The organism is Telluria sp. ZB4P34 (assembly GCF_059686055.1).
This window is the reverse complement of the sequence record NZ_JCASIF010000001.1, coordinates 805,282-830,858: the sequence shown is the minus strand read 5'-3', so window position 1 is coordinate 830,858 and position 25,577 is coordinate 805,282. Positions and strand designations below refer to the sequence as shown.

Sequence of the window (25,577 nt, the reverse complement as noted above, 5' to 3'; positions counted from 1 at the left end):
TTTTCCAGTGCGCAACAACACGCGCACCGAGGCCGTTGCGTTACGAAAAACAACACCTCCATTGTGTAAACAATCAGGAACCCTGCGATTTGATTGTCGCGGAATTAAGTTTCCATGTCCATTTTGTTGCGTCCCTATCTCCGACATTTACCTGCGGCAACCACACTGCTACACTCGCATGCAGATTCGAACCATCCCGCATGTTGCACCTGAGCGGCCGGATGGTCGCAGCAAACACACCTACGCAGAGCGCTTTGCGAACTAAATACACCATGGAGAAGCAGGGATCATGACCGACGCCGCTGACGATTTCGACGCACTATTCGAGGAAGTGGCAGCGCAGCGCGCCAGCACTCCCGCTGCCGCCCCGGCGCCTGCGCCCGAGCCGGCCGCCGCCCCAGCCGACGAGGACGACCTCGAATCGCTGTTCGACCAGGTGGCTGCCTCGAGCGCACCCGCCGCCGCAGCCGCTGCGCCGGCCGCTCCTGCAGCAGCTGCCCCGGCCGCCGCTCCGGCGGCCGTGAACGAAGGCGAGCATATGATGTTCGAACGCCTCGGCGGCATCGTGCGCCTGCTGCACGATTCGCTGCGCGAACTCGGCTACGACAAGGCGCTGACGGAAGCCTCGTCGGCCATCAACGATGCCCAGGACCGCCTGGAATATGTCGCCACCCTCACCGAACAGGCCGCCAACAAGGTCCTGAACACGCTGGACGAAGGCATGCCGGCCCAGGACCTGCTGTCGAAGCAGGCCAAGGACATGGAAACCCGCTGGGCCGACCTGTTCTCGGGCAAGCTCAGCCTGGACGAATTCAAGGCCCTGGCCGGCGACGCGCGCCAGTTCGCCGCCAGCGTCAACGAAGCGACCGAAGCCGAGAAGGCGCGCCTGCTCGAGATCATGATGGCCCAGGACTTCCAGGACATCACCGGCCAGTTGATCAAGAAAGTGGTCAAGATCACCCAGACGGTGGAGTCGGAACTGGCGCAGCTGCTGCGCGACAGCGCCCCGGCCGACCTGAAGGAAAAGCTGGCGAAGAAAGAGGCGCCGGCCGCGCCTGCGCCGCTGATGCAGGGCCCGTCGGTGCCGGATACGGCGCTGAACCAGGATAACGTTGACGATCTTCTCGCCGATCTGGGGTTCTAATGGACGATATGCTCAAGGACTTCGTCGTCGAGGCGATGGACCTTGCGGTAAATGTTGAAGAACATTTGCTGCGTCTCGAACGCGATCCGGACAACAAGGAAACGCTCAATGCCGTGTTCCGCTCCTTCCACACGATCAAGGGCGGCGCCGGCTTCATGGGCCTGCCCGCGCTGGTCGCGGCCTGCCACCTGACCGAGAACCTGTTCGACGCGCTGCGCACCGGCGCCGCGCCGGTGACCCCGCTCGCCATCGAAGCGGCGCTCGAGGCCTCCGGCTTCGTGGCCGACCAGCTCAATGACCTGAACAACGGCACCCCGCCGGAAGGCCTGGCGTCGATGCCGCAAGCCCTCGAGCGCATCCTGATGGACGCGATCGAAGGCAAGGACGCGCCGGCTGCGGCCGCCGCGCCTGCCGCTGCAGCACCGGCCGCAGCCGCTCCCTCCGCAACTGCGGTAGCGCTGGCAGCGCCGGCGGTCGGCGCCGATGGCCTGGACTGGGTCGGCATGTACAACGCCGTGGTCCCGGCCGGCGCCGCGATCGCCTCCGCGCCGGCAGTTGCAGCCGCTGCACCGGCTGCGGCGTCGGCCGCAGCGCCGGCCGACGCCGCGCCGGCCGCCAGGCCGAACGGCTGGGACGGCATCGACCGCCGCCAGCAGGACAAGGTCGCCGAGGCGCGCGCCGCCGCGGCGCCGGCCAAGGACGAAAGCATCCGTATCGATGCGGTCAAGCTGGACGCGCTGCTGGAAGTGGCGGGCGAATCGGTGCAGGCCGCCAACCAGGCTGCCGTGCTGCTCGAGCGCCTGCAGCAGTTCAAGTTCGAAGGTCCTGCCGCCGCCCTGATGGCGACGCTCACCGAGACCCTGGAACGCGCCTCGCGCTACTCGGCCGAACTGCAGCGCGCCACGCTGGCGACCCGCATGCAGCCGGTGGGCCGCCTGTTCCAGAAGTTCCCGCGCCTGGTGCGCGAGCTGGCCAAGGACCTGGGCAAGGATGTCGAGCTGACCATCGAGGGCGCCGAGACCGAAGTCGACCGCGTCGTGGTGGACAGCCTGTACGATCCGCTGGTGCACATGCTCCGGAATGCGCTCGACCATGGCGTCGAGTCGCCGGAAGAACGCGTGGCCGCCGGCAAGCCGGCCAAGGCCTTCATCCTGCTGAAAGCCTGGCAGGAAGCCAACAGCGTCATGATCGTGCTGCAGGATGACGGCAAGGGGATGGACCCGGTCAGGCTGCGCCGCAAGGCGATCGACAAGGGCCTGATTGGCGAGAACGGCGCCCCCAACGACGACGACGCCTACCAGCTGGTGTTCCTGCCGGGCTTCTCGACCAAGGAAGTCGCTTCCTCGGTCTCGGGCCGCGGCGTGGGCATGGACGTGGTCAAGACAGCGGTGGAAAAGAACCGCGGCGCGATCCGCATCGAGTCGCAGCTGGGCGCCGGCACGCGCTTCGCGATCCGCCTGCCGATCGAACTGTCGATCGTGCCGACCATGCTGGTCTCGACCTCCAGCGCCTCGCTGGCGCTGCCGATGGCCGTCGTCGAGCGCGTGGTCGAGCTGCCGGAAGAGTTCCAGTGCGTGGGCGGCGCCCCGGTACTGAAGGACCAGGGCCGCCCGCTGCCGGTGCGTTCGCTGGCGCTGGCGCTGGGCTACGAAGCCTGCTCGGAACGGGTCGGCATCGTCATCAACGCCCCGCAGCCCTATATCCTGGCGGTGGAAGCGGTGGACGGCACGGCCGACCTGGTGATCAAGCCGATGACGGCGCTGTCGGTCGAAGGCATTACCGGTACGGCGCGTTCCGCCGAGGGCGAGCTGGTGCTGGTGGTCGGCCTGTCCTTCCTGATGGATGGGTGCCGTAGCAACGTGCGCCTCGCCGCGTAGGGTGGTCGGCTTCGCCGACCGCGCGTCCAAGCGGCTTGCGAATGGCCGCGACGCTATTCCATTAAGATTTGAACGCGCGGTCGGGGGACCCGACCACCCTACCGCAGTGCGCAAAGCGGACACCGCGCCACTCTGTGACAAAAGCGCATACAAAAGCCTGAGCCACCCCGCTCAGGCTTTTTTTATTTGCATTGGAAGTTTTCTATGCAAATTAAATTTGCATGAATCTATCTTGATTGGCAGAAAAATGCGTTGCCCCGGCTTGGTGCGGCAGTGCACAATTATGGCATAATCAAAAACCGTCCCCGCCCAAGGGGTAGCGCCTTCACCGGATAGATCATGCAAAAAACGCTCTACGACAAACTCTGGGATTCCCATGTCGTGCGTGCCGACGCCGATGGCACCACCGTCCTCTACATCGACCGCCACCTGGTGCACGAAGTCACCAGCCCGCAAGCCTTCGAGGGCCTGCGCGAAGCCGGCCGCGGACTATGGCGTACGGCAGCGAACCTGGCCGTGGCCGACCACAACGTGCCGACCACCGACCGCGCCCATGGCATCCTCGACGCCACCTCGCGCCTGCAGGTCGAAACCCTGGACGCCAACGCGAAGAGCTTCGGCCTGACCTACTTCGACATGAACGACAGGCGCCAGGGCATCGTGCACGTGATCGGCCCGGAGCAGGGCGCCACGCTGCCCGGCATGACGGTGGTGTGCGGCGACTCGCACACCAGCACCCACGGCGCCTTCGGGTGCCTGGCGCACGGCATCGGCACCTCGGAAGTGGAGCACGTGCTGGCCACCCAGACGCTGCTGGCGAAGAAGTCGAAGTCGATGCTGGTGCGGGTCGAGGGCGCGCTGCCGCCGGGCGTGACGGCGAAGGACATCGTCTTGGGGGTAATCGGAAAGATCGGCACCGCCGGCGGCACCGGCTACGCCATCGAATTCGGTGGCTCGACCATCCGCGCGCTGTCGATGGAAGGCCGCATGACGGTTTGTAACATGGCGATCGAAGCGGGCGCGCGCGCGGGCATGATCGGTGTCGACGACACCACCATCGGGTATGTGCAGGGTCGCCCGTTCTCGCCCAAGGGCGAGCAGTGGGAACGGGCTGTCGCCTACTGGCGCACCCTGCATTCGGACGAAGGCGCGAGCTTCGACACGGTCGTGGAGCTCGACGCCCGCGAGATCCGCCCGCAGGTCACCTGGGGCACCTCGCCCGAGATGGTCACCGCGATCGACGGCCGCGTGCCGGACCCGCGCGAGGAATCCGACGCCGTACGCCGCGGCGCGCTGGAAAAGGCGCTGGCCTACATGGACCTGGCGCCCAACACGCCGATCGAGAACATCCGCATCGACAAGGTCTTCATCGGTTCCTGCACCAACTCGCGCATCGAAGACCTGCGCGCCGCCGCCGAAGTGGTGCGCGGCCGCCGGCGCGCGGCCAACGTCAAGCTGGCGATGGTCGTGCCGGGCTCGGGCCTGGTGAAGGAACAGGCCGAGCGCGAAGGCCTCGACCGCATTTTCCTCGATGCCGGTTTCGAGTGGCGCGAGCCGGGCTGCTCGATGTGCCTGGCCATGAACGCCGACCGCCTCGAGCCGGGCGAGCGCTGCGCCTCGACCTCGAACCGCAACTTCGAGGGGCGGCAAGGGCAGGGCGGGCGCACCCACCTGGTCTCGCCCGCGATGGCCGCCGCAGCGGGCATCGCCGGCCACTTTGTCGACGTACGCGCCTTGTAGCGCGTTAATACCGTTTTAACCGTCACACCGACCACAGGAACATCATGAAAAAAGCAATCGCCCTCTCCGTCATCGCCATCGTCCTGGCAGGCTGCAACACCATTTCCGGCATCGGCAAGGATGTGCAAAAGGTCGGCCAGGTCGTCACCAGCGCCGGCGGCAAGTAATCAACCAGCGGCCGCCAGGGCCGCGCACAAGGGGGCACGAATTGGACAAATTCACCGTACACGAAGGACTGGTGGCGCCGCTCGACCGCGCCAATGTCGACACTGACGCCATCATCCCGAAGCAGTTCCTGAAATCGATCCGCCGTACCGGCTTCGGCCCCAACCTGTTCGACGAATGGCGCTACCTGGACCACGGCGAGCCGGGCCAGGACTGCAGCACCCGTCCGCTGAACCCGGACTTCGTGCTGAACCAGCCGCGCCATGCGGGCGCCTCGATCCTGCTGACCCGCAAGAACTTCGGCTGCGGCTCATCGCGCGAACATGCACCCTGGGCCCTGCAGCAGTTCGGGTTCCGGGCGATCGTCGCGCCGAGCTTCGCCGATATCTTCTTCAACAACTGCTACAAGAGCGGTCTGCTGCCGGTCGTCCTGTCGGAAGAAGCGGTGGACGGCCTGTTCAGGGCGGTTGACGCGCAACCGGGCTTCAAGCTGGTCGTCGACCTGGCAAACCAGCGCATCGGCACGCAGGACGGCAGCCTCTCGTATGGCTTCGCCATCGACGAGTTCCGCAAATACTGCCTGCTGAACGGCCTCGACGACATCGGCCTGACCCTGCGCCACGCCGACGAGATCCGCGCCTTCGAGGCGCGCCACCTGGCCGCCCAGCCCTGGCTCGCGAACACCATCTGAACCACTGAAAGAGAGCGCATGAAAATCGCAATCCTGCCGGGCGACGGCATCGGCCCGGAGATCATGGACCAGGCGGTCAAGGTCCTGGACGCGCTGGGCGAGCCCTTCGAGATGGAAACGGCCCACGTCGGCGGCGCCGGCTATGCCGCGCATGGCCATCCGCTGCCCGACAGCACGCTGGAGCTGGCCATGCAAGCCGATGCCGTGCTGTTCGGCGCGGTGGGCGACTACAAGTACGACACGCTCGAACGCGCACTGCGCCCGGAGCAGGCCATTCTCGGTCTTCGAAAAGAACTCGGCCTGTTCGCCAACCTGCGCCCGGCGATCCTGTATCCGGAACTGGCCGGCGCCTCGACCCTCAAGCCCGAGGTCGTGTCGGGGCTGGACATCCTGATCATCCGCGAACTGACGGGCGACATCTACTTCGGCAAGCCGCGCGGCGTGCGCGAATGCCCCGACGGGCCGTTCGCCGGCCAGCGCGAAGGCTTCGACACGATGCGCTATGCCGAAGGCGAGATCCGCCGCATCGCCCACGTCGCCTTCCAGGCCGCGCGCAAGCGCGACCGCCGCGTGACCAGCGTCGACAAGGCGAACGTGCTGGAAACCTTCCAGTTCTGGCGCGACATCGTCACCGATGTGCACAAGGAGTACCAGGACGTCGAACTCGAGCACATGTACGTCGATAACGCGGCCATGCAGCTGGTCCGGGCCCCGAAGAAGTTCGATGTCCTCGTTACTGGTAACATGTTCGGCGACATCCTGTCGGACGCTGCCGCCATGCTGACCGGTTCGATCGGCATGCTGCCCTCGGCCTCGCTCGACGCGAACAACAAGGGCCTGTACGAGCCCTCGCACGGCTCGGCGCCGGATATCGCGGGGCAGGGCGTGGCCAATCCGCTGGCGACCATCTTATCAAGCGCGATGATGCTGCGCTTTACCTTCGGACGCACGGAGCAGGCCGACCGCATCGAGAACGCGGTCAAGCGTGTGCTGGCCCAGGGCCTGCGCACGCCCGACATTTACGAAGCGGGTACCACGAAGGTAGGTACCGAAGAGATGGGCAAGGCGGTGGTGGCTGCGCTTGCATAACATCCAAACATTTTGATAGCCAAGGGAAAATCATGAAACTTGTAGGCCTGGTAGGTTGGCGCGGCATGGTGGGTTCGGTCCTCATGCAGCGCATGCAGGAAGAGGGCGATTTCGACCACATCGAGCCGGTGTTCTTCACCACCTCGAATCCGGGCGGCGCCGCGCCGAAGATGGCGAAGAACGAAACTACCCTGAAAAGCGCGCTCGACGTCGCCGAACTGTCGAAGTGCGAGATCATCATTTCCTGCCAGGGCGGCGACTACACCACCGAGGTCTATCCACAGCTGCGCGCAGCCGGCTGGAACGGCTACTGGATCGACGCCGCGTCGACCCTGCGCATGCAGGACGACGCCGTCATCGTGCTGGACCCGGTCAACAAGGAAGTCATCAAGAACGCCATGTCGCGCGGCGTCAAGAATTTCATCGGCGGTAACTGCACTGTGTCGTGCATGCTGATCGGACTGGGCGGCCTGTTCGAGCAGGGCCTGGTCGAATGGATGAGCTCCATGACCTACCAGGCGGCATCGGGCGGCGGCGCGCAGCACATGCGCGAGCTGCTGACCCAGTTCGGCACCATCAACGGCGCCGTCAAGCCGCTGCTGGACGATCCGGCTTCGGCTATCCTCGAGATCGACCGCCAGGTGCTGGCCACCCAGCATGGCCTGTCCCTTGAGGAGACCAGGCAGTTCGGCGTGCCGCTGGCCGGCAACCTGATCCCCTGGATCGACAAGGACCTGGGCAATGGCCAGTCGAAGGAAGAGTGGAAGGCCGGCGCCGAGACCAACAAGATCCTCGGCCGGGGCGAAGGCTTCGGCAAGGGTGACGGGAACAAGGCGATCCCGGTGGACGGCCTGTGCGTGCGCATCGGCGCGATGCGCTGCCATTCGCAGGCGCTGACCATCAAGCTGACCAGGGACGTGCCGCTCGACGAGATCAGCGATATCATCGCCTCGCACAACCAGTGGGTGAAGGTGGTGCCGAATACCCGCGAAGCCTCGATGCGCGACCTGACGCCGGCGGCCGTCACCGGCAGCCTGACCATCCCGGTGGGCCGCCTGCGCAAGCTGGCGATGGGCGGCGACTACCTGTCGGCCTTCACCGTCGGCGACCAGCTGCTGTGGGGCGCCGCCGAACCGCTGCGCCGCATGCTGCGCATCGTGCTGGACAAGTAGCCTCTGTAGGGTGGTCGGCTTTGCCGACCGCGCGTTCAGCATCAGTTCGCTTCGTGGTAGCACATGCCGGAGTTGGACGCGCGGCCGGCGGAGCCGGCCACCCTAGGTGGGTACGATTTGCCATTGCCAACTGCATTGGCAGCATTGAAACACCTCCTGTAATATTGCCAAGCGCTGGTAGTCAAACGCTATCAAACGCCGTTCGCAGCGCTCATTCTGGCCACACATCCCCCACTGCTGCGCCTATCATGTGCGCAGGGAGCTTGCATGCTCCAGAGCATGGTGATATGTTGAGACTCGCAGGAAACGTCTTTCCTACGGTCAACTTCTTTCTCGTCTTTTCTCGCGCCTAACTATGCATTTTCCTCACCGTCCTCCGCTCATGGCGTTTGCGCTGAAAACAGTGTCCGCGGCCGTGGCCAGCGCCGTGCTTCTGGCGCCCGCCGTCCAGGCAGCCGGCCTCGGCAAGCTGACGGTGCTGTCGGCACTCGGCCAGCCGCTGCGCGCCGAGATCGAACTGACAACGACCGCCGGTGAAGATGCATCCAGCCTGGCCGTCAAGCTGGCGTCGCCGGAAGCCTTCCGCACCGCCAACATCGAATTCAACCCGGCCCTGCTGTCGCTGCGCTTCAACGTCGAGCAGCGAGCGGGCCGCCAGTTCATCCGCGTGAGCTCGACCCAGCCGCTCAACGAGCCCTTCGTGGACATGCTGCTCGAGCTGACCTGGAACAATGGCCGCCTGGTGCGCGAGTACACCTTCCTGCTCGACCCGGCCGAACTGCGCACGACCCAGTCGGCCCAGGCCACGGCCGAGGCTCGTCCCGCCACGCCCGCGGCCCAGCCGCGCGCCGCCGCGCCGCAGCCGGCCGCATCGCAGCCGCAGCCCCAGCCGCCAGCGGAACAGCGCCGCGATACCGCCACCAGCGCTCCCGCGCCGGCCCCGCGCGCCACAGCTCCGGCTGCGGCAGCAGAGGCTCCGTCGCGCTACCGCGTGCGCCAGGGCGACACCCTGGGCAAGATCGCATCCCGGCTCAAGCCGGCCGACATCTCGCTCGACATGATGCTGGTAGCCCTGTACCGCGCCAATCCGGACGCCTTCATCGGCAACAACATGAACCGCCTGAAGTCAGGCCAGATCCTGTCGGTGCCGGATGCCGGCGCCCTGCAGGGTACGGGCGAAGGCGAGGCGCGCGGCATCGTGGTCGCGCACGCGGCCGACTTCAACGCCTACCGCAACAAGCTGGCAGGCCAGGTCGCCAACGCCGCGCCCCAGCGCACGCCGCAGGCCGGCCAGAGCGCGGCCGGCAGGATCACCGCCAAGGTCGAGGAACGCCCGACCGCGGCCAAGGAATCGGCCGACCAGTTGCGCCTGTCGAAAGCCACCGGGGTGGCCCCGGGTGCGGGCGGCGCCACCGCCAGCGCCGAGGACAGCATCGCGCGCGAGCGCGAACTGGCGCAGGCCCAGGAGCGCGTCAGGGAACTCGAGCGCAACGTGAACGAGCTGGAACAGCTGATGACGGTGAAGAGCCGTTCCGGCAGCGAGGTGCAGAATGCCGCGGCCGCCGGCGCCGCCGGCGCCACCGTCGTCGCCGCAGCCCGGGACGCCGCCACGCCTGCGGCGCCGGCCGCCAGGCCGGCCGAGAAAGCCAGCCCGAAGACGGTGAAGCCGAAGGAGGCCAAGGCCGCCAAAGCGCAGGAAAAGAGCTTTGCCGACAGCGTGATGGACAACATCAACTACGTCGCCGGCGGCGCCGCCATCCTGCTGCTGGCCGCGCTCGGCATCTCGCGGCGCCGCAGGAAGAACAAGGACGACGCCGAGGCCGTGGTCGCCGAACCGTCGGTGCTGGGCGTGCCGACCCCGGCCGCGCACGCGCTGTTCGCGGAAGCGGGCGGACAGAGCGTCGACACCAGCAACAGCGTGTTCAACTCGAGTTTCGCGCCGTCCGCCTCGCAGCTCGACACGAATGAAGTCGATCCGGTTGCGGAAGCCGACGTCTATATCGCCTACGGCCGTGACGCCCAGGCCGAGGAAATCCTGAAGGAAGCCCTGCGCACCCATCCGGAGCGCCATCCGGTTCGCCTGAAGCTGCTCGAGATCTACGCCGCCCGCAAGGACCTGCGCGCGTTCGAGATCCAGGCCCGCGAGCTGCACGCCATGACGCGCGGCGCCGGTGACGAATGGGTCCAGGCCGCGGCGCTCGGCCTCAACATCGACCCGGCCAATCCCCTGTATGCCGGCGCCGGCGGCGCTGCCCCTAGCGCACCGGCCAAGAGCCCGCAGGAACGCGACCAGCAGTCGCTGCTGTCGCAGCAGCTCGAGGATGCCTTCCGCATCGGCGCTCCGGCGGCGGCCCTCGGCGCAGGAGCGGCCGCAGGCGCCTACGCTGCCCTCGACGACGATCGCGACGCGACCGCCGTGCCGGCCGCTGCCGCGCCCCTTGCGGCGGCGGGCGACGAGCGCCAGGACGACAACGCACTCGACTTCGACCTGGGCGGCCTCACCTTCGAACCGGTCAGCAGCGGCGAACCGATCGCCATGGCTGGCCCCGGCGCCGATGCGGCGCAAGACCAGACCGCGGTGCCGGACCTCGACTTTGCACTGGATCCGATTGGTGACGCCATCACCGAGCCAGCCGATCGCAGCGCGGCGCCGGCACGCGAGGATGCCTTCGATCTCGCTTTCGACATGAACTTCGGCGAGCCGGAAGCCGACGCGCGCAGCCCGGCACAGGCCGCGGCAGCTGGCGCAGGCGCGGGCGTCGACATGGCCGGCCTGGCCGCCGAGTTCGACCTGCCGCCGCTGCCCGCCGCCAGCGAGGAGGAAGCGCCGGCCCTGGCTACCCCCGCAAGCCTGGAAGACGACCCGCTGTTCGACCTCAATGCCATGGACTTTGGCCAGCCGGCCACCCCGGCAGCGCCGGCCGCCGTGGCCGAGGCGACCCCGTTCCACGACGACGTGCCGGCCATCATCGCCACGCCGGCGCCGCAGGACGGCATGGACGATCCGCTGTTCGACCTCGACACCATGGACTTCGGCAGCCCGGCCGAGCCGGCAGCGGCGCCTGCGCCGGCCCTGGCCCAGCCGCAGGTCGAGCCCTTCGCGTTCGACGCGCCGCCAGCCGCTACGGTGCCTGCTACTGCTACTGCTACTGCGCCTGCCGCCGACGCGTCCGGCATGGACTTCACGCCGGACGCTGTCGACGATACTTTCGCGCTCCCTGAAATTCCGGCGATCGCAGCGTCCGGCGACGCGGCTCCGGCCGCGGCCCATGGCGCACCGGGCGAGCCCGCGTTCGACCTGAGCGACATCGACCTCGACCTGCCGCCACTGGCCGAGTCCGCGCCGCAGCCGGCGCCGGAGATGGCGCCCGCGCTGGCGGCCGAACCGGCGTTCGGACTTGCCGCTGAGCCGGTGGCCGAACCCGCGGCCGAGCAGGCCATGTCGCCGGAACACATGGAGATGGAGACCAAGCTCGATCTCGCGATCGCCTACCAGGAAATCGGTGACAAGGAAGGCGCGCGTGAGCTGCTCGACGAGGTCATGAAGGGTGGCAGCAGCGACCAGGTGAGCCGTGCCGGCGCAATGCGCAACCTGCTCGCGTGAGGCGCATCGCACTGGGTGTCCAGTACGTCGGCACTGCCTGGAGCGGCTACCAGAAGCAACCGGCGCGTAACACCGTCCAGGACCAGCTCGAGATCGCCCTCGAGAAGTTCGCCTGCACGATTCTTGCTACCACCTGCGCCGGCCGCACCGACGCCGGCGTGCACGGCATCGAGCAGGTCGTCCACTTCGACACGGAACTCGACCGCAGCATGCAGAGCTGGGTGCGTGGCGTGAACGCCTTCCTGCCCGAGTCGATCGTGGTGCGCTGGGCCCACGAGGTCGCCCCCGACCTCGATGGCAATGAATTCCACGCGCGCTTCTCGGCGCGCTCGCGCACCTACCACTACGTGCTCTACAACCACCCGAACCCGTCGGCGCTGCTGGCGGGACGGGCAGGGTGGACCTTCCGTCCGCTCGACGTCGCGCGCATGGTCGAAGCCGGACAGTACCTGATCGGCGAGCATGATTTCTCGGCCTTCCGCGCCTCCGGCTGCCAGGCCAGGTCGCCGGTCAAGCAGATGCACGAGGTGAGCATCCGGCGCTACGGCGACGTGATCGTGTTCACGGTGCGCGCCAGTGCTTTTCTCCACCACATGGTGCGCAACATCGTCGGTTCGCTCGTCTATGTCGGCACGGGACGCAACGAACCGGGCTGGATGAAGGAGGTGCTGGAAAGCCGCTCGCGCGACGTGGCCGCGCCCACCTTCATGCCGGACGGCCTGTACCTGGCCAAAATCGATTACGATCCCAGATGGGGACTCCCCCAGGAGCCGGCGTCCCCGCTCCCCTGGTTGTAAGGATCGCTATGCAACGCACCCGTATCAAGATTTGCGGCATCACGCGCGAGGAGGACCTGCGCGCGGCCGTGTCAAGCGGCGCCGACGCGCTGGGCTTCGTCTTTTATCCGGCCAGCCCGCGCTATGTCACGCCGGAGCAGGCGGGACAGCTGTGCGCCGCGCTGCCTCCCTATGTGAGCGCCGTCGCCCTGTTCGTCAACGCGAGCGTGGACGAGGTGAGGGCGGTGGCGGCCCTCGCGCCGCTGTCCCTGATCCAGTTCCACGGCGACGAAACGGCCGGGCAGTGCGCGGAGCTGGCTGCAGCCGTGCAGCGCCCGTTCGTGCGGGCCTTCCGCGTGAGGCCGGACACGAGCCCGGATGAACTGCTAGAATACGAGCGTATATACCGCGCCGCCAGTCCCTGGTTCTCCGGCCTGTTGCTGGACACCTGGGTGGACGCCTACGGCGGCGCAGGAAAGGTCTTCGATTGGTCTCTCGTCCCAAAAGAGCTCGCGCCTCGGCTCGTTTTGAGTGGTGGCTTGAACGTACAAAACGCGACTGACGCGATCGTACGTGTTCGCCCTTTCGCGGTCGACGTCAGCAGTGGCGTCGAAGCGCAGAAGGGCATCAAGGATGCCCGCAAGATTGCCGACTTCATCCAGGCCGTGCGGGCCGCCGATGCCATCCTATCAAGCGAGAACCATCATGAAAGATCGTCCTAGCGGACATACTCCGCTGTTCCAGACCCCGGATTACCAACTGCCCGACCAGAGCGGGCACTTCGGCCCCTATGGCGGCAGCTTCGTTGCCGAAACCCTGACGCATGCGCTGGCCGAGCTGAACGAAGCCTACGCGCGCTATTCGAACGACCCCGAGTTCCTCGAGGAATTCCGCTACGAGCTGGCCCACTTCGTCGGCCGTCCTTCGCCGGTCTACCATGCCAAGCGCTGGTCAGAGCAGGCTGGGGGCGCCCAGATCTTCTTCAAGCGCGAAGACCTGAACCATACGGGCGCGCACAAGATCAATAACGTGATCGGCCAGGCCCTGCTGGCGCGCCGCATGGGCAAGAAGCGCATCATCGCCGAAACCGGCGCCGGCCAGCACGGCGTGGCCACGGCCACCATCTGCGCCCGCTTCGGCATGGAATGCGTGGTGTACATGGGCAGCGAAGACGTCAAGCGCCAGGCCCAGAACGTCTACCGCATGAAACTGCTGGGCGCGACCGTCGTGCCCGTCGAATCGGGCAGCAAAACCCTGAAGGACGCGCTCAACGAAGCGATGCGCGACTGGGTCACCAACATCGAGAACACCTTCTACATCATCGGCACCGTGGCCGGTCCGCACCCGTACCCGATGATGGTGCGCGACTTCCAGTCGGTGATCGGCGAGGAATGCCGCGTGCAGATGCCGGCCATGACCGGCCGCCAGCCGGACTACGTGCTGGCCTGCGTCGGCGGCGGTTCCAACGCGATGGGCATCTTCTATCCGTATATCGACGAGCCGGGCGTGAAGCTGGTCGGCGTCGAGCCGGCGGGCGAGGGGCTGGAGACGGGCAAGCACGCGGCATCGCTGAGCGCCGGCATCCCGGGTGTGTTGCACGGCAACCGCACCTACCTGCTGCAGGATGCGAACGGGCAGATCATCGAGACGCATTCGGTGTCGGCCGGCCTGGATTATCCCGGCGTGGGGCCGGAGCACGCGTGGTTGAAGGACATCAAGCGCGCCGAGTACGTGTCGATCACGGATGACGAAGCGCTGGCCGCCTTCCATGACTGCTGCCGCATCGAAGGCATCATCCCGGCGCTGGAGTCCTCGCACGCGATCGCCCATGCGTTGAAGCTGGCCGCCACGCTGCCGAAGGACCAGCTCATCCTGGTCAACCTGTCGGGCCGCGGCGACAAGGACATGCACACGGTGGCGCAGAGGATGGGACTCGACTTCGGCTGACCGGCCGCGCGTCTTCCATCTTCTCGTCATCCTTTCAAAGAAAGAACAGCATGTCCCGCATTGCATCGACTTTTGCCGCGCTCAAGGCGCAGAACAAGACCGGCCTCGTTACCTTCATCACCGCCGGCGACCCCGGGCCTGAACTGACCGTGCCGCTCATGCACGCGCTGGTGGAGGGCGGCGCCGACGTCCTGGAACTGGGCGTCCCGTTTTCCGACCCGATGGCCGAAGGGCCGGTGATCCAGCGCGCCTGCGAACGCGCGCTCAAGTTCAACATCGGCCTGCAGGACGTTTTCGGCTTCGTGCGCGAATTCCGCAAGACCAACACCAGTACGCCCGTGGTCCTGATGGGCTACGCCAACCCGATCGAGCGCATCGGCCCTGATCAGTTCATCCGCTGCGCCAAGGAGGCGGGCGCCGACGGCGCGATCGTGGTCGACTACCCGCCGGAAGAATGCGCGGCTTTTGCCGAGGCCATGCGCGCTAACGAGCTCGACCTGATCTTCCTGCTGGCGCCGACCTCGACCACGAAACGCGTGCAGCAGGTGGCGCAGTACGGCAGCGGCTTCAGCTATTACGTCTCGCTCAAGGGCGTGACTGGCGCCGGTAGCATCGACACGCTTGACGTCGCGCGGCGCGTGGCGGCCATCCGCGAGCACGTCAAACTGCCGATCGGCGTGGGCTTCGGCATCCGTGACGGCGCTACCGCGCGTGCGGTGGCGGAGGTGGCGGATGCGGTGGTGATCGGCAGCCGCATCATCCAGGAACTGGAGTCGGTGCCGAAGGAAGAGGCGGTCGATGCCGTGCGCAGCTTCACCGCGGGCATCCGTAGCGCGCTGGATGCCTGAGTGGCGCACGAGGGCAGATCAGCAGGGACGCCTCCAGGCGTCCTTATTTTGGACAGTTGCATCGTACTCACGCATCGCCGCTGAACCGAATGAGCTTGCCTTGCGGCAAGGAAACTATTGCGGTAGCGCGCAACAAGCGCCAGTGCGCACCAGTATATTGACATCGTATTTCCCATGAACAATCTACTGGGACCTAACAATGAAAAAACAGATCGTCAACGTGTCGGTAACGCAATCTGCGAAGGTACTGGCCTTGCTGTACATGGTGATGTCGATTCCCATCATCGTGGTTATGGGAGCGATTGGCTTGCTCGGCGGCGGCAGTGCAGCACTGTTCGCCGTCATTCTGGCGCCAGTCATTTACGGTCTCATTGCTTTCCTCGGCACTGGCCTGGCTGCCTGGCTGTATAACGTCGTCGCCGGCTGGGTCGGCGGCCTGGAATACAGCACCAAGGAAGTCTCGGAAGCGCAGGCCAACACCTGAGCTGACCGAGGGTCGGGGGGATTGCCTGGAATCCCCACGTCGTCAAACAATTCGACCCTGACCCAATCGCTACTGTGCCAGGACCTTTGCGGTGGCGGAAATGGCGGATGCGATGGTAAGCGGCGGCCGCATCATCCCGGAGGTGGGGTCGGTACCGAGAGAACTGGCAGTGCAAGAGGTGCGGAACTTTACTGCGGGCGTCGCACTATGATGGACCAATAGGGGATGACCGCTCTCCCAGTCCAGCAGTCCGGGAGTCGGTCGGTGCGGCTCAGCCCTTGCGCTTCTGCTGATGGTCGTGGGGTGCAGAGGCGTCCTTGTCGCCTTTCTCGTGGTAATGCTGAGGTACACGTTGGGCGTTGCCAAGCGCGGGGGTCTCGCCGGTTTGTCCGGCTTCCGCCACGCTCTGACGATTGCCTTCGTCACGCAGCGGAGGCTGGCCGACGCCGCCATCCCTACCTTTGTCGTTCAGGTTGCCGGTCGTACCGGTAATGCCGGCATTACTGGTGCCAACGCCGCTCAGCTCGTCATATGGGCGCCCTTTGACGCCTTTTCCCTTGTTCTCGGCCATTGCTTTCCTCCTTCGTGGTTCGAGTGGGTCCATGGTAGACGGCCGGGGTGACACGTGTATCGGCATACGTGAGTGCGGCTTGTAGGACTTTCCTCACTCAATCACTTAAGGGTCAGCACTTAAGGGTCAGAGTTGAATTTCCAGGAAATTCTTAAAAGTTGTCAAAGAATTCGACTCTGACCCCGATTGCTGGGCCGCACCCTTACATTTCGGCAATTAGGGTCGGAGTCGAATTGGCAGGAAATTCTGGAGAATTGCCCAACAATTTGACTCTGACCCCAATGATGTCGGAATGATAATTGGCCGGGTGACAGGATTCGACAAGCCGGACGCTTGCGGCTACACTACCGCCACCTCGAAGAACTGCCGCAAGGAGAAAAGATGAGTTGGCTAGAAAAACTGCTGCCCCCACGGATCCAGCGCTCCGATGCCGCCAACCGCAAAACCATGCCCGAAGGGCTGTGGGTCAAGTGCCCGTCGTGCGAATCGGTCCTGTACCGCGCCGACCTGGAGTCGAACCTGCACGTCTGCCCGAAGTGCGACCATCACATGCGCATCCGCGCCCGCGAGCGCCTGGATAGCCTGCTCGACGAAGGCGGCCGCTATGACATCGGCCAGGAAGCCCTGCCGGTCGATACCCTGAAGTTCAAGGACAGCAAGAAGTACCCGGACCGCCTCAAGCAGGCCATGGACGCCACCGGCGAAACCGATGCCCTGATCGTGCAGGGCGGTTCGATCATGAGCCTGCCGGTCGTCGTCGCCTGCTTCGAATTCGAGTTCATGGGCGGCTCGATGGGATCGGTCGTCGGCGAGCGCTTCGTGCGCGGCGCCCAGGTGGCCCTGGAGCAGAAGGTGCCCTTCATCTGCATCACTGCCACCGGCGGCGCCCGCATGCAGGAAGGCCTGCTGTCGCTGATGCAGATGGCCAAGACCACCGCGATGCTGACCAAGCTGTCCGAGAAAAAGCTGCCGTTCATTTCCGTGCTGACCGACCCGACCATGGGCGGCGTCTCGGCCTCGTTCGCCTTCATGGGCGACGTCGTCATCGCCGAACCGAAAGCCCTGATCGGCTTCGCCGGCCCGCGCGTGATCGAGAACACCGTGCGCGAAAAGCTGCCGGAAGGCTTCCAGCGCGCCGAGTTCCTGGTGCAGAAGGGCGCCGTCGACATGATCGTCGACCGCCGCAAGATGCGCGAAGAAATCGCCCGCCTGCTGGCGCTGCTGCAAAACCAGGCCGCCGACGCGCTGGCTTGATTCTACCCACGGAGCTTGTGAAAAAACCTCCAGGGCAAGGCGCATCGTCGAAGACAGTACGCCAGTACGGCGAGACGATGCAACGCTGCCATGGAGGAATTTTTCACAAGCTCAAGGTGCGGGCGCCCACGCGTCCGCACCAGCGCCCTCCGCGCTCTCACCGAAGTCCAATCAATGTCCACTCTCCCGACCACCTTGCCTGACTGGCTGGCCCTGCTCGAGTCGCGCCATGCCGAAACCCATATCGACATGGGCCTCGATCGCGTGCGCGCCGTCAAGGAACGCATGGGGCTTGCCTTTGGCTGCCCGGTGATCATGGTGGCCGGCACCAATGGCAAGGGCTCGACCTGCGCCATGCTGGAATCCGTGCTGCTGCAATCCGGCTATCGCGTGGGCCTGTACATCAAGCCGCACTTCCTCGACTTCAACGAGCGCGCCCGCATCAACGGCGAAATGGCGTCCGACGAAGCGCTGGTAGCGGCCTTCGATGCGGTGGAAAGCGTGCGCGGCGATGTCTCGCTGACCTACTTCGAATTCACCACGCTGGCGATCATGCACCTGATCTCGCACAGCGGTGTGGACGTGGCGATCCTCGAGGTTGGCCTGGGCGGGCGCCTCGATGCCGTCAACGTGGTCGACGCCGACGTGGCGATCGTCACCAGCGTCGACATCGACCATACCGACTACCTCGGCGACACGCGCGAGAAGATCGGCTTCGAAAAAGCCGGCATCTTTCGCGCCGGGAAGGCCGCGATCTGCAGCGATCCCGTGCCGCCGCAATCGCTGGTCCAGCATGCGGAAAGCATCGGCGCCGACCTGTGGCTGCTGGGCCGCGACTTCAACTACCAGGGCGACCAGCAGCAGTGGAGCTATGGCGGGCGCGGACAGCGCCGCAACTCGCTGGCCTATCCGGCCCTGCGCGGCGCCAACCAGCTGCTCAACGCCTCGGCCGCGCTGGCCGCGCTGGAAGTGCTGCGCATGCAGCTGCCCTGCGGCGCCCAGGAAGTGCGCGCGGGCCTGGCCATGGTCGAGCTGCCGGGACGCTTCCAGGTGCTGCCGGGCCGACCGACCCAGGTGCTGGACGTGGCCCACAACCCGCACGCGGCAAGCGCGCTGGCGCACAATCTAGGCAACATGGGCTTCCACCGCTACACCTATGCGGTGTTCGGCATCATGGAAGACAAGGACATCGAGGCCGTGGTCGCCCCCCTGCGCGAAATCGTCGACCACTGGTGCGTCACCGCGCTGCCTTCGCCGCGTTCGGCGCAGCCGCAGCAGCTGGCGCAACAGCTCGAGGCCTTGCGGCCCGCGGGGGCGAAAGAAGGCGATTTTTCGGTCGTGCCGTTCGCCACTCCCCTCGATGCCTATGCAAACGCCGTGAGCAGGGCAGGGGAGAATGATAGAATTGTGGTCTTCGGCTCGTTCTACACGGTCGCCGGCGTCATGGCGGCACGTAAAAACTCTCTACACTGATTCTAGATACGCATGGGCTTGTTCTCGTTCGGTAGCAAAAACAAGCAAGACACTGTCCGGGACAGTGGCCACTTCGTCAAGGACGACGATGCCGCCTACGGGCAGCAGGCCCGGTCCAAGCGCGCAACCCACGCCGGCGATGGCGCCACCCGCGGCCGCGGTCCCGGCCGTTCTGGCGCCGATCCGATCCTGCCCGAGAAGAAGCGCGCACGCCGCCGCCTGGTGGGCGCCATCGCGCTGGCCCTCGCGGCGGCGGTAGGCCTGCCGATGCTGCTCGACTCCGAGCCCAAGCCGCTCGGCGCAGACATCGCCATCCATATTCCGGCCAAGGACAAGACGGCCCCGCTGCCGGTGCCCGCCGCCGCCACCGTCGACAGCGGCGAGGAGATCGTCGAGCCGGAAGACGCGGCGCCTCCAACGCCTGCGCCGGACGCCCGGCCGGCGACGCCGCCGTCCGACCCGCCGCCGCTGCGCACCATCGACACCGCCCGTGCCGCGCCGCAGGAGCCGGAAGCGCCCGGGACGGACAAGCCGGCCGTGGAGAACAAGCCGGTCAAGCTGGCCGAAGCCGAACCGAAGAAGATCGACAGGCCGCTCGAGAAACCGGTCGACAAGCCGGCCGTGAAGCCGCTGCCGGCGGCGGAAAAACCGCGCACCCAGGACGACGCGGCCCGCGCCATCGCCATCCTGGAAGGCAAGCCGGCCGTCAAGGCCGTCGGCCCGTCGCAGAAATACGTGGTGCAGGTGGCCGCGCTGGCGACCCAGGAAAAGGTCAACGAGCTGCAGGGGCGCCTGCGCGCGGCCGGCGTGTCCTCGTTCACCGAGAAGTCCGGCGAGCTGATCCGCGTGCGCGTGGGGCCGTATACCAGGGAAGAGGGCGAAAAGATCCGCTCGAAACTGATCGGCATGGGCCTGTCGGGCACCATGGTGCCGCTCTGATGCAAGGTTGAGCGGGCGTGACGATTTTCGATTACCTGGTCCTGTTCGTGCTGGGTTCGTCGGTCATCATTTCCACCCTGCGCGGGCTGGTCAAGGAGATCCTGTCGCTGCTGGGCTGGATCGTGGCTTTCGTGGTGGCCAATGCCTACGGCGCGACACTGGCGCCGATGTTGCCCGATGTGCTGCCCGGCGAAGCCACGCGCCTGATCATGGCCTTCGTGCTGCTGTTCCTCGGTGCGCGGATACTGATGGGCTTGCTGTCGCTGGCGATCGGGGCCCTGATCACGGCGTCCGGCCTGAGCCTGGCGGACCGGGGGCTCGGCGGATTGTTCGGATTAGCGAGGGGCATTGTAATCGTGCTTGCCGCCGTCATATTGTGTGGGATGACTTCCATCCCGCAAGCGGATTTCTGGAAGAATGCGCTGCTGTCGCCCATGGCGGAAACCGGCGCGCGCACTGTGAAACCTTTCCTCCCTGCTGCCCTGGCGCAGCATGTGAAGTTTTAATTTTTGTAATCAAGCTGTCCAGTTTTAGGAGCGCACCATGTGTGGCATCGTCGGCGTCGTCTCGAACAATCCCGTCAACCAGCTTCTCTATGACGCACTGCTGCTCCTGCAGCACCGCGGCCAGGACGCGGCCGGGATTGCAACCAATCACAGCAGCATGTTCTCGATGTACAAGGCCAATGGCCTGGTCCGTGACGTGTTCCGCACCCGCAACATGCGTTCGCTGCAGGGCAATACCGGTATCGGCCACTGCCGCTACCCCACTGCAGGCTCGTCGAGCGAGGAGGAAGCGCAGCCGTTCTACGTGAACGCGCCCTTCGGCATCACCCTGGCCCACAACGGCAACCTGACCAACCAGGCCCAGCTCAAGGAAGAGCTGTTCAAGAACGACCGCCGCCACATCAACACCGATTCCGATTCGGAAGTGCTGCTCAACGTGCTGGCGCACGAAATCCAGGAAGCGGCCGACGGCTATAACCTGGACACCGACGCGGTTTTCAAGGCGGTGGCGGCGGTGCACCGCCGCGTGCGCGGCGCCTATGCCGTCGTGGCCCAGATCGCCGGCCACGGCATGCTGGCTTTCCGCGACCCCTTCGGCATCCGTCCGATCTGCCTTGGCGTGAACGAGGGGGAACACGGCACCGAATACGTGGTGGCCAGCGAATCGGTGGCGCTGGAAGGCCTGGGCTTCCGCTTCGTGCGTGACATCGCGCCGGGCGAGGCCATCTTCATCGACAACGACGGCAAGCTGTATGAGCGCCAGTGCGCCGAAAATCCGTCGCTGAACCCCTGCGCCTTCGAATACGTGTACCTGGCGCGTCCGGACTCGGTGATCGACGGCGCCTCGGTGTACGCGACCCGCCTGCGCATGGGCGAATACCTGGCCGACAAGATCCGCAACGAGATCCCGGTCGAGGAAATCGACGTGGTCATGCCGATCCCCGATTCCTCGCGTCCGGCCGCGATCCAGCTGGCCCTGAAGCTCGGCGTGGAATACCGCGAAGGCTTCATCAAGAACCGCTACATCGGCCGCACCTTCATCATGCCTGGTCAAGGGATGCGCAAGAAGTCCGTGCGCCAGAAGCTCAACGCGATCGCCTCGGAATTCAAGGACAAGAACGTGCTGCTGGTGGACGATTCCATCGTGCGCGGCACCACCAGCCGCGAGATCGTGCAGATGGCGCGCGACGCCGGCGCCAGGAAAGTGTTCTTCGCCTCGGCCGCGCCGCCGGTGCTGTACCCCAACGTGTACGGCATCGACATGCCGACCCGCGACGAGCTGATCGCGCACGGCCGCACCGTCGACGAAGTGTGCAAGGAAATCACGGCCGACCGCCTGGTCTACCAGGACGTGGATGCGCTGAAGAAGGCGATCTCGGACGTGAATCCGGCGCTGAAGAACTTCGAGGCGTCCTGCTTCGACGGCGTGTACGTGACGGGCGACGTGACCCCGGAATACCTGGACCGCCAGGAAACCGCGCGCCACAACCCGAAGAAGAACCAGGTCGAGGATCCGGTGCGCACCCAGCTCAACCTGAACACGCCGGCGACTGCGGAATAAGGGCGAGAGCATGAGCGAAGCGCATCGCAAGCCGGCCTCCTACGGTTTCACGACCACGATCCTGCACAACGACCGCAGGAAGAGCATCGAGCAGGGCTCGCTGCACAAGCCGGTGCACACCTCGGTGGCCTTCGGCTACGGCGACGCGCGCCAGCTGGCCAGCGTGTTCCAGGGCAAGGAGCCGGGCTTCCGCTACGGCCGCCAGGGCAACCCGACCGTCGCTGCGCTGGAAGACAAGATCACCAGGATGGAAGACGGCGTCGGCACGATCTGTTTCGCGACCGGCATGGGCGCCATCGGCGCGCTGTTCCAGGCCCTGCTGCGCGCGGGCGACCACATCGTCTCGTCCTCCTTCCTGTTCGGGAACACCAACAGCCTGTGGCAGACCGTGGCGGGGCAGGGCGTGGCCGTCGATTTCGTCGACGCGACGGATGTCCGGAACGTCGAGGCGGCCTTGAAACCGGACACGCGCATGGTGTTCGTCGAAACCATCGCCAACCCGCGCACCCAGGTCGCCGACCTGGCCCGCATCGGACAGCTGTGCCGCGAGCGCGGCATCCTCTACGTGGTCGACAACACCATGACCACGCCCTGGCTGTTCCGCCCGAAGTCGGTCGGGGCGGGCCTGGTAGTGAATTCGCTGACCAAATCGATCGGCGGTCACGGCATCGCCCTGGGCGGCGCCCTGACCGATACCGGCCTGTTCGACTGGAGCGCCTACCCGCATATCGCGCCCAACTTCCGCAAGCAGGCCCCAAGCGCCCAGGGCCTGGCCCAGCTGCGCGCCAAGGCCCTGCGCGACTTCGGCGCGGCCCTCGGGCCGGAAGCGGCGCACCACATCGCCGTGGGCGCGGAGACGCTGGCGCTGCGCATGGAGCGCACCAGCGCCAACGCGCTGGCGCTGGCGCAGATGCTGGAAGCCGACGACAGGGTGGCGGCGGTCCACTATCCGGGCCTGGCTTCGCATCCGCAACACGGCATCGTGAAGGAACTGTTCCGCAGCGCCGGTTCCCTGATGAGCTTCGAGCTGGTCGATTCCATCGACCCCTTCGACTACCTCAACCGACTGCAGCTCGGCATCCCGGCCAGCAACCTGGGCGACACCCGCACCCTGGTGATCCCGGTGGCGCACACGATCTTCTTCGAGATGGGGGCGGAGCGGCGCGCCAGCATGGGTATCGCCGAGTCGCTGATCCGGGTGTCGGTGGGCATCGAGGATACCGAGGACCTGCTGGCGGACTTCCGCCAGGCGCTCGACGCCTGACGATACGCACTGCGGACAAGGGCAGATCCGGGTTGCCGTTTTCATGGCGGCTACCGCGGGCTTGCTGTTTCGTAGGGTGGGCGGCTCCACCCGTGCGCTGGATCAGCGCTGGCGTCACCGCCGCCAGCGCGTTCAGACAGTGTTTGAGCTGCGCCTCAGCTCGAATGTGAGTTGAACGCGCGGGCGGCGTTCACGCCGCGGGTGTACCGGCCTCCGGGGTGTAGCCGCCCGCCCTACGAGAAGCGTGCCACGCTTTTTGTTTCAGCGGTTGAGCCGGGCCCCGGATTGCCGCTATCATGGGATTTCTTTTTCACCTCCTCGATCCGCCCATGAAGACCAAGCTGTTCCTTGCATCCCTGCTGCTGTGCGGCGCCGCCTATGCCGGCGAGCTGGAAGATGCCAACGCCCTGTTCCAGAAAAAGGACTACCCGGCGGCGCTGAAGATCTATACCAAGCTGGCCAATGCCGGTAATCCCGAGGCGCAACAGGCGCTGGGCCAGATGTACTGGTACGGCGAAGCAGGGCAGGTCGACGAAGCCAAGGCCGAGGCGCTGTTCAGGAAGGCGGCTGCGAAGGGCAACAAGGTAGCCGCCGCTTCGCTGGAACTGATGGACCAGCGCCTCAAGCGCAGGAAAGAGATCGACTACTGGATCAGCGGCTACGACGGCGAAGACCTGAAGTCGGGCGAATTCCGTTGCGTGGCGCCGCGGATCCCCGCGATGTCGAAGGTCAACGCGGACATCGACCGCATCGGTGCGGCGGTGGGCGTGTGGCAGCAGTGCTACAACAAGTTCGTCACCAACCTGAACGAGGCAATGCCCCTGACCAAGCGCATCCCTGCCGACATCCAGAAGCTGATGAACAAGGAAGAGGTCGAGAAGTCAACGGCCTACCTCGCGCAACTGCAGGAAAACCTGAGCGAGGAAGCGAAGGTGAGCTCGAAGCTGGTGCTGGCCGACTTCGCGGCGTGGCGCTCGGCGACCGAGGCCTACGTGGAAGAGCACAACAAGATGGTAAAGTCCGCCAAGAAAGACTCCTACTGGGCGGACAAGAAGATCCAATAAGCCGCCTGGCGGCGCGGCGCGGGTAAGCCCGCACCGGCCGCAGTCCAGCCTGAGTGCGAGCCTTAGTGCCAGCTGCGCATCAGGCCGACGGCCAGGCCTTCCAGTGCGAACTCGTCTTCCGGGCTCACCTGGATCACCTTGAAATCGGGATTTTCCGGCAGCAGCTCGACCAGGTTGCCGGTCTTGCGGTAGCGCTTGACCGTCACTTCCTCGCCCAGCCGTGCCACCACGATCTGGCCGTTCTTGGCGCTGTCGATCTTCTTCACCGCCAGGAAGTCGCCGTCGCAAATGCCGGCGTCGCGCATCGACCAGCCCTTGACCTTCAGCAGGAAGTCCGGCCGCGCCGAGAACATGGCCGCATCGACGGAATAGGTGGCTTCCACGTGTTCCTGGGCCAGGATCGGTGAACCGGCGGCGACGCGGCCGACCAGCGGCAGCGACATCATCAGGTTCGGCGGCGGCATCGGGACCTGTTCGACCGAGGCGCCGACGAGGCGGATGCCGCGCGAGGTGCCGGGCGAGATCTCGATCGCGCCCTTGCGCGCCAGCGCCTGCAGGTGCTCCTCGGCCGCATTGGCCGACTTGAAGCCCAGCTCGGCCGCGATTTCGGCGCGGGTCGGCGGGAAACCGGTGTTCTCGATCGCTTCCTTGATCAGGTTAAGGATCTGTTCTTGCCTTGGGGTGAGCTTGAGCATGGATGTTTTACGGCAAATGGTTGTAAGAGCAGACTGTATTTTTGTACAGTATTCTGATATACGCAAGGGCAAACACGGGAAAAGTGTGAAAAATTTGTGCAATGCGGTTCCGATGGACGTAACTGTGGCGGGATGCACGCATCATTCCTTGCTTCATGCCGGCTCATCTGGCTTCGCAAACACGCTCCACCTTCCCAACTGCACATTTTTCCGGCTATAATGTTCGGCTTACCCCTTCCCACACTCGTCTTGACGCCGAGGTGGGCATTTGTTTAAACGTCCTTAAGGAGTGTTGCATGCGTCATTATGAAATCGTTTTTATCGTCCACCCGGACCAGAGCGAGCAAGTCCCGGCGATGATTGAGCGTTACAAGGCCACGGTGAGCAGCCGCGGCGGTAACATCCATCGCGTGGAAGACTGGGGCCGTCGCCAGATGGCTTACCAGATCCAGAAGCTGCCGAAAGCCCACTACATCTGCATGAACATCGAGTGCGACAACGAGACCCTGGTCGAGCTGGAAACCGCATTCAAGTTCAACGATGCCGTCCTGCGTCACCTGACCGTCAAGATGAAGAAGGCCGAAACCGCACCGTCGCCGATGATGAAGTCGGTCCAGCGCGAAGACGCAGCCAAGAGCCACCGCGCAGAAGCAGCAGCCCCTGCCCCGGCCGCCGCCGCTGCCTAAGGTTTTCCTGAGGAATTCAGCAAGAAG

23 protein-coding genes are annotated in these 25,577 nt (G+C 65.6%); 21 read left to right on the top strand and 2 right to left on the bottom strand.

The features are described from left to right. Positions 1–289: 289 nt before the first annotated feature. From AC56KL_RS03710 to AC56KL_RS03650, 13 genes are all read left to right on the top strand, one after another. Complete coding sequence (locus tag AC56KL_RS03710; RefSeq protein WP_497178786.1) at positions 290–1,144, top strand: protein phosphatase CheZ; 855 nt, start codon at positions 290–292, stop codon at positions 1,142–1,144. Continuing rightward, a complete protein-coding gene (locus AC56KL_RS03705; protein ID WP_497178785.1) occupies positions 1,144–3,021 on the top strand; it encodes a chemotaxis protein CheA in 1,878 nt (625 codons plus the stop codon). Before AC56KL_RS03710 ends, AC56KL_RS03705 begins: the two co-directional genes overlap by 1 nt. Positions 3,022–3,360: 339 nt before the next feature. Then, positions 3,361–4,761: a 3-isopropylmalate dehydratase large subunit gene (gene leuC / locus AC56KL_RS03700; protein WP_497178784.1), complete on the top strand. Its 1,401-nt coding sequence runs from the start codon at positions 3,361–3,363 to the stop codon at positions 4,759–4,761. Between the two features lie 44 nt (positions 4,762–4,805). Then, positions 4,806–4,928, top strand: a complete 123-nt coding sequence (locus AC56KL_RS03695) for an entericidin A/B family lipoprotein (protein ID WP_497178783.1) — start codon at positions 4,806–4,808, stop codon at positions 4,926–4,928. Positions 4,929–4,969: 41 nt separating this feature from the next. Continuing rightward, positions 4,970–5,617: a 3-isopropylmalate dehydratase small subunit gene (gene leuD, locus AC56KL_RS03690; protein WP_497178782.1), complete on the top strand. Its 648-nt coding sequence runs from the start codon at positions 4,970–4,972 to the stop codon at positions 5,615–5,617. Positions 5,618–5,635: 18 nt separating this feature from the next. Then, positions 5,636–6,706 (top strand): 3-isopropylmalate dehydrogenase, encoded by a 1,071-nt coding sequence (leuB, locus tag AC56KL_RS03685; RefSeq protein ID WP_497178781.1) that lies wholly within the window; start codon positions 5,636–5,638, stop codon positions 6,704–6,706. A gap of 32 nt (positions 6,707–6,738) precedes the next feature. Continuing rightward, a complete protein-coding gene (asd, locus tag AC56KL_RS03680) occupies positions 6,739–7,878 on the top strand; it encodes an aspartate-semialdehyde dehydrogenase (protein WP_497178780.1) in 1,140 nt (379 codons plus the stop codon). Between the two features lie 403 nt (positions 7,879–8,281). Then, positions 8,282–11,482, top strand: a complete 3,201-nt coding sequence (locus tag AC56KL_RS03675) for a FimV/HubP family polar landmark protein (protein WP_497178779.1) — start codon at positions 8,282–8,284, stop codon at positions 11,480–11,482. Further along, a complete protein-coding gene (gene truA, locus AC56KL_RS03670; RefSeq protein ID WP_497178778.1) occupies positions 11,479–12,279 on the top strand; it encodes a tRNA pseudouridine(38-40) synthase TruA in 801 nt (266 codons plus the stop codon). Before AC56KL_RS03675 ends, truA begins: the two co-directional genes overlap by 4 nt. Positions 12,280–12,287: 8 nt before the next feature. Next, positions 12,288–12,980: a phosphoribosylanthranilate isomerase gene (locus AC56KL_RS03665; RefSeq protein ID WP_497178777.1), complete on the top strand. Its 693-nt coding sequence runs from the start codon at positions 12,288–12,290 to the stop codon at positions 12,978–12,980. Continuing rightward, positions 12,964–14,205 carry a tryptophan synthase subunit beta gene (gene trpB / locus AC56KL_RS03660; protein WP_497178776.1) on the top strand — a complete coding sequence of 414 codons (1,242 nt, stop codon included), beginning with the start codon at positions 12,964–12,966 and terminating at the stop codon, positions 14,203–14,205. Before AC56KL_RS03665 ends, trpB begins: the two co-directional genes overlap by 17 nt. 50 nt (positions 14,206–14,255) lie before the next feature. Continuing rightward, the gene (gene trpA, locus AC56KL_RS03655) at positions 14,256–15,053 is read left to right on the top strand and encodes a tryptophan synthase subunit alpha (RefSeq protein ID WP_497178775.1); all 798 of its coding nucleotides are present in this window, start codon (positions 14,256–14,258) and stop codon (positions 15,051–15,053) included. 199 nt (positions 15,054–15,252) lie between these two features. After that, positions 15,253–15,537, top strand: coding sequence for a hypothetical protein (locus AC56KL_RS03650; RefSeq protein ID WP_497178774.1), 285 nt, complete (start codon positions 15,253–15,255; stop codon positions 15,535–15,537). Between the two features lie 271 nt (positions 15,538–15,808). Here the strand turns inward: AC56KL_RS03650 and AC56KL_RS03645 are convergent, their stop codons facing one another. Further along, entirely contained in the window at positions 15,809–16,108 is a 300-nt protein-coding gene (locus AC56KL_RS03645; protein ID WP_497178773.1) for a hypothetical protein, read from the bottom strand. A 381-nt stretch (positions 16,109–16,489) separates the two neighbouring features. Here AC56KL_RS03645 and accD point away from each other — a divergent pair, with 381 nt between their 5' ends. From accD to AC56KL_RS03610, 7 genes are all read left to right on the top strand, one after another. Beyond that, positions 16,490–17,362 (top strand): acetyl-CoA carboxylase, carboxyltransferase subunit beta, encoded by an 873-nt coding sequence (gene accD, locus AC56KL_RS03640; protein WP_497178772.1) that lies wholly within the window; start codon positions 16,490–16,492, stop codon positions 17,360–17,362. A gap of 174 nt (positions 17,363–17,536) precedes the next feature. Beyond that, a complete protein-coding gene (folC, locus tag AC56KL_RS03635; RefSeq protein ID WP_497178771.1) occupies positions 17,537–18,835 on the top strand; it encodes a bifunctional tetrahydrofolate synthase/dihydrofolate synthase in 1,299 nt (432 codons plus the stop codon). 12 nt (positions 18,836–18,847) lie between these two features. Further along, positions 18,848–19,774, top strand: coding sequence for an SPOR domain-containing protein (locus AC56KL_RS03630; RefSeq protein ID WP_497178770.1), 927 nt, complete (start codon positions 18,848–18,850; stop codon positions 19,772–19,774). A gap of 17 nt (positions 19,775–19,791) precedes the next feature. Continuing rightward, positions 19,792–20,280 (top strand): CvpA family protein, encoded by a 489-nt coding sequence (locus AC56KL_RS03625; RefSeq protein ID WP_497178769.1) that lies wholly within the window; start codon positions 19,792–19,794, stop codon positions 20,278–20,280. A gap of 37 nt (positions 20,281–20,317) precedes the next feature. Next, positions 20,318–21,841 (top strand): amidophosphoribosyltransferase, encoded by a 1,524-nt coding sequence (gene purF / locus AC56KL_RS03620; protein ID WP_497178768.1) that lies wholly within the window; start codon positions 20,318–20,320, stop codon positions 21,839–21,841. A 10-nt stretch (positions 21,842–21,851) separates the two neighbouring features. Beyond that, a complete protein-coding gene (locus AC56KL_RS03615) occupies positions 21,852–23,105 on the top strand; it encodes a cystathionine gamma-synthase family protein (RefSeq protein ID WP_497178767.1) in 1,254 nt (417 codons plus the stop codon). A 296-nt stretch (positions 23,106–23,401) separates the two neighbouring features. Beyond that, entirely contained in the window at positions 23,402–24,169 is a 768-nt protein-coding gene (locus tag AC56KL_RS03610; RefSeq protein WP_497178766.1) for a tetratricopeptide repeat protein, read from the top strand. 62 nt (positions 24,170–24,231) lie between these two features. Here AC56KL_RS03610 and lexA read toward each other — a convergent pair whose 3' ends face one another. Further along, positions 24,232–24,864 (bottom strand): transcriptional repressor LexA, encoded by a 633-nt coding sequence (gene lexA / locus AC56KL_RS03605; RefSeq protein ID WP_497178765.1) that lies wholly within the window; start codon positions 24,862–24,864, stop codon positions 24,232–24,234. 296 nt (positions 24,865–25,160) lie between these two features. On the opposite strand from lexA, the gene rpsF reads away from it, so the two are divergent. After that, entirely contained in the window at positions 25,161–25,550 is a 390-nt protein-coding gene (rpsF, locus tag AC56KL_RS03600) for a 30S ribosomal protein S6 (RefSeq protein WP_497178764.1), read from the top strand. Positions 25,551–25,577 lie beyond the last annotated feature (27 nt).

Coding starts and splice junctions, on each gene's coding strand:
- folC (WP_497178771.1), top strand. CDS start 17,537: ATGTCCACTCTCCCGACCACCTTGCCTGACTGGCTGGCCCTGCTCGAG.
- leuC (WP_497178784.1), top strand. CDS start 3,361: ATGCAAAAAACGCTCTACGACAAACTCTGGGATTCCCATGTCGTGCGT.
- AC56KL_RS03645 (WP_497178773.1), bottom strand. CDS start 16,108: ATGGCCGAGAACAAGGGAAAAGGCGTCAAAGGGCGCCCATATGACGAG.
- AC56KL_RS03705 (WP_497178785.1), top strand. CDS start 1,144: ATGGACGATATGCTCAAGGACTTCGTCGTCGAGGCGATGGACCTTGCG.
- AC56KL_RS03695 (WP_497178783.1), top strand. CDS start 4,806: ATGAAAAAAGCAATCGCCCTCTCCGTCATCGCCATCGTCCTGGCAGGC.
- purF (WP_497178768.1), top strand. CDS start 20,318: ATGTGTGGCATCGTCGGCGTCGTCTCGAACAATCCCGTCAACCAGCTT.
- AC56KL_RS03650 (WP_497178774.1), top strand. CDS start 15,253: ATGAAAAAACAGATCGTCAACGTGTCGGTAACGCAATCTGCGAAGGTA.
- leuB (WP_497178781.1), top strand. CDS start 5,636: ATGAAAATCGCAATCCTGCCGGGCGACGGCATCGGCCCGGAGATCATG.
- rpsF (WP_497178764.1), top strand. CDS start 25,161: ATGCGTCATTATGAAATCGTTTTTATCGTCCACCCGGACCAGAGCGAG.
- AC56KL_RS03665 (WP_497178777.1), top strand. CDS start 12,288: ATGCAACGCACCCGTATCAAGATTTGCGGCATCACGCGCGAGGAGGAC.
- asd (WP_497178780.1), top strand. CDS start 6,739: ATGAAACTTGTAGGCCTGGTAGGTTGGCGCGGCATGGTGGGTTCGGTC.
- AC56KL_RS03710 (WP_497178786.1), top strand. CDS start 290: ATGACCGACGCCGCTGACGATTTCGACGCACTATTCGAGGAAGTGGCA.
- trpB (WP_497178776.1), top strand. CDS start 12,964: ATGAAAGATCGTCCTAGCGGACATACTCCGCTGTTCCAGACCCCGGAT.
- AC56KL_RS03630 (WP_497178770.1), top strand. CDS start 18,848: ATGGGCTTGTTCTCGTTCGGTAGCAAAAACAAGCAAGACACTGTCCGG.
- trpA (WP_497178775.1), top strand. CDS start 14,256: ATGTCCCGCATTGCATCGACTTTTGCCGCGCTCAAGGCGCAGAACAAG.
- lexA (WP_497178765.1), bottom strand. CDS start 24,864: ATGCTCAAGCTCACCCCAAGGCAAGAACAGATCCTTAACCTGATCAAG.
- accD (WP_497178772.1), top strand. CDS start 16,490: ATGAGTTGGCTAGAAAAACTGCTGCCCCCACGGATCCAGCGCTCCGAT.
- AC56KL_RS03615 (WP_497178767.1), top strand. CDS start 21,852: ATGAGCGAAGCGCATCGCAAGCCGGCCTCCTACGGTTTCACGACCACG.
- AC56KL_RS03610 (WP_497178766.1), top strand. CDS start 23,402: ATGGGATTTCTTTTTCACCTCCTCGATCCGCCCATGAAGACCAAGCTG.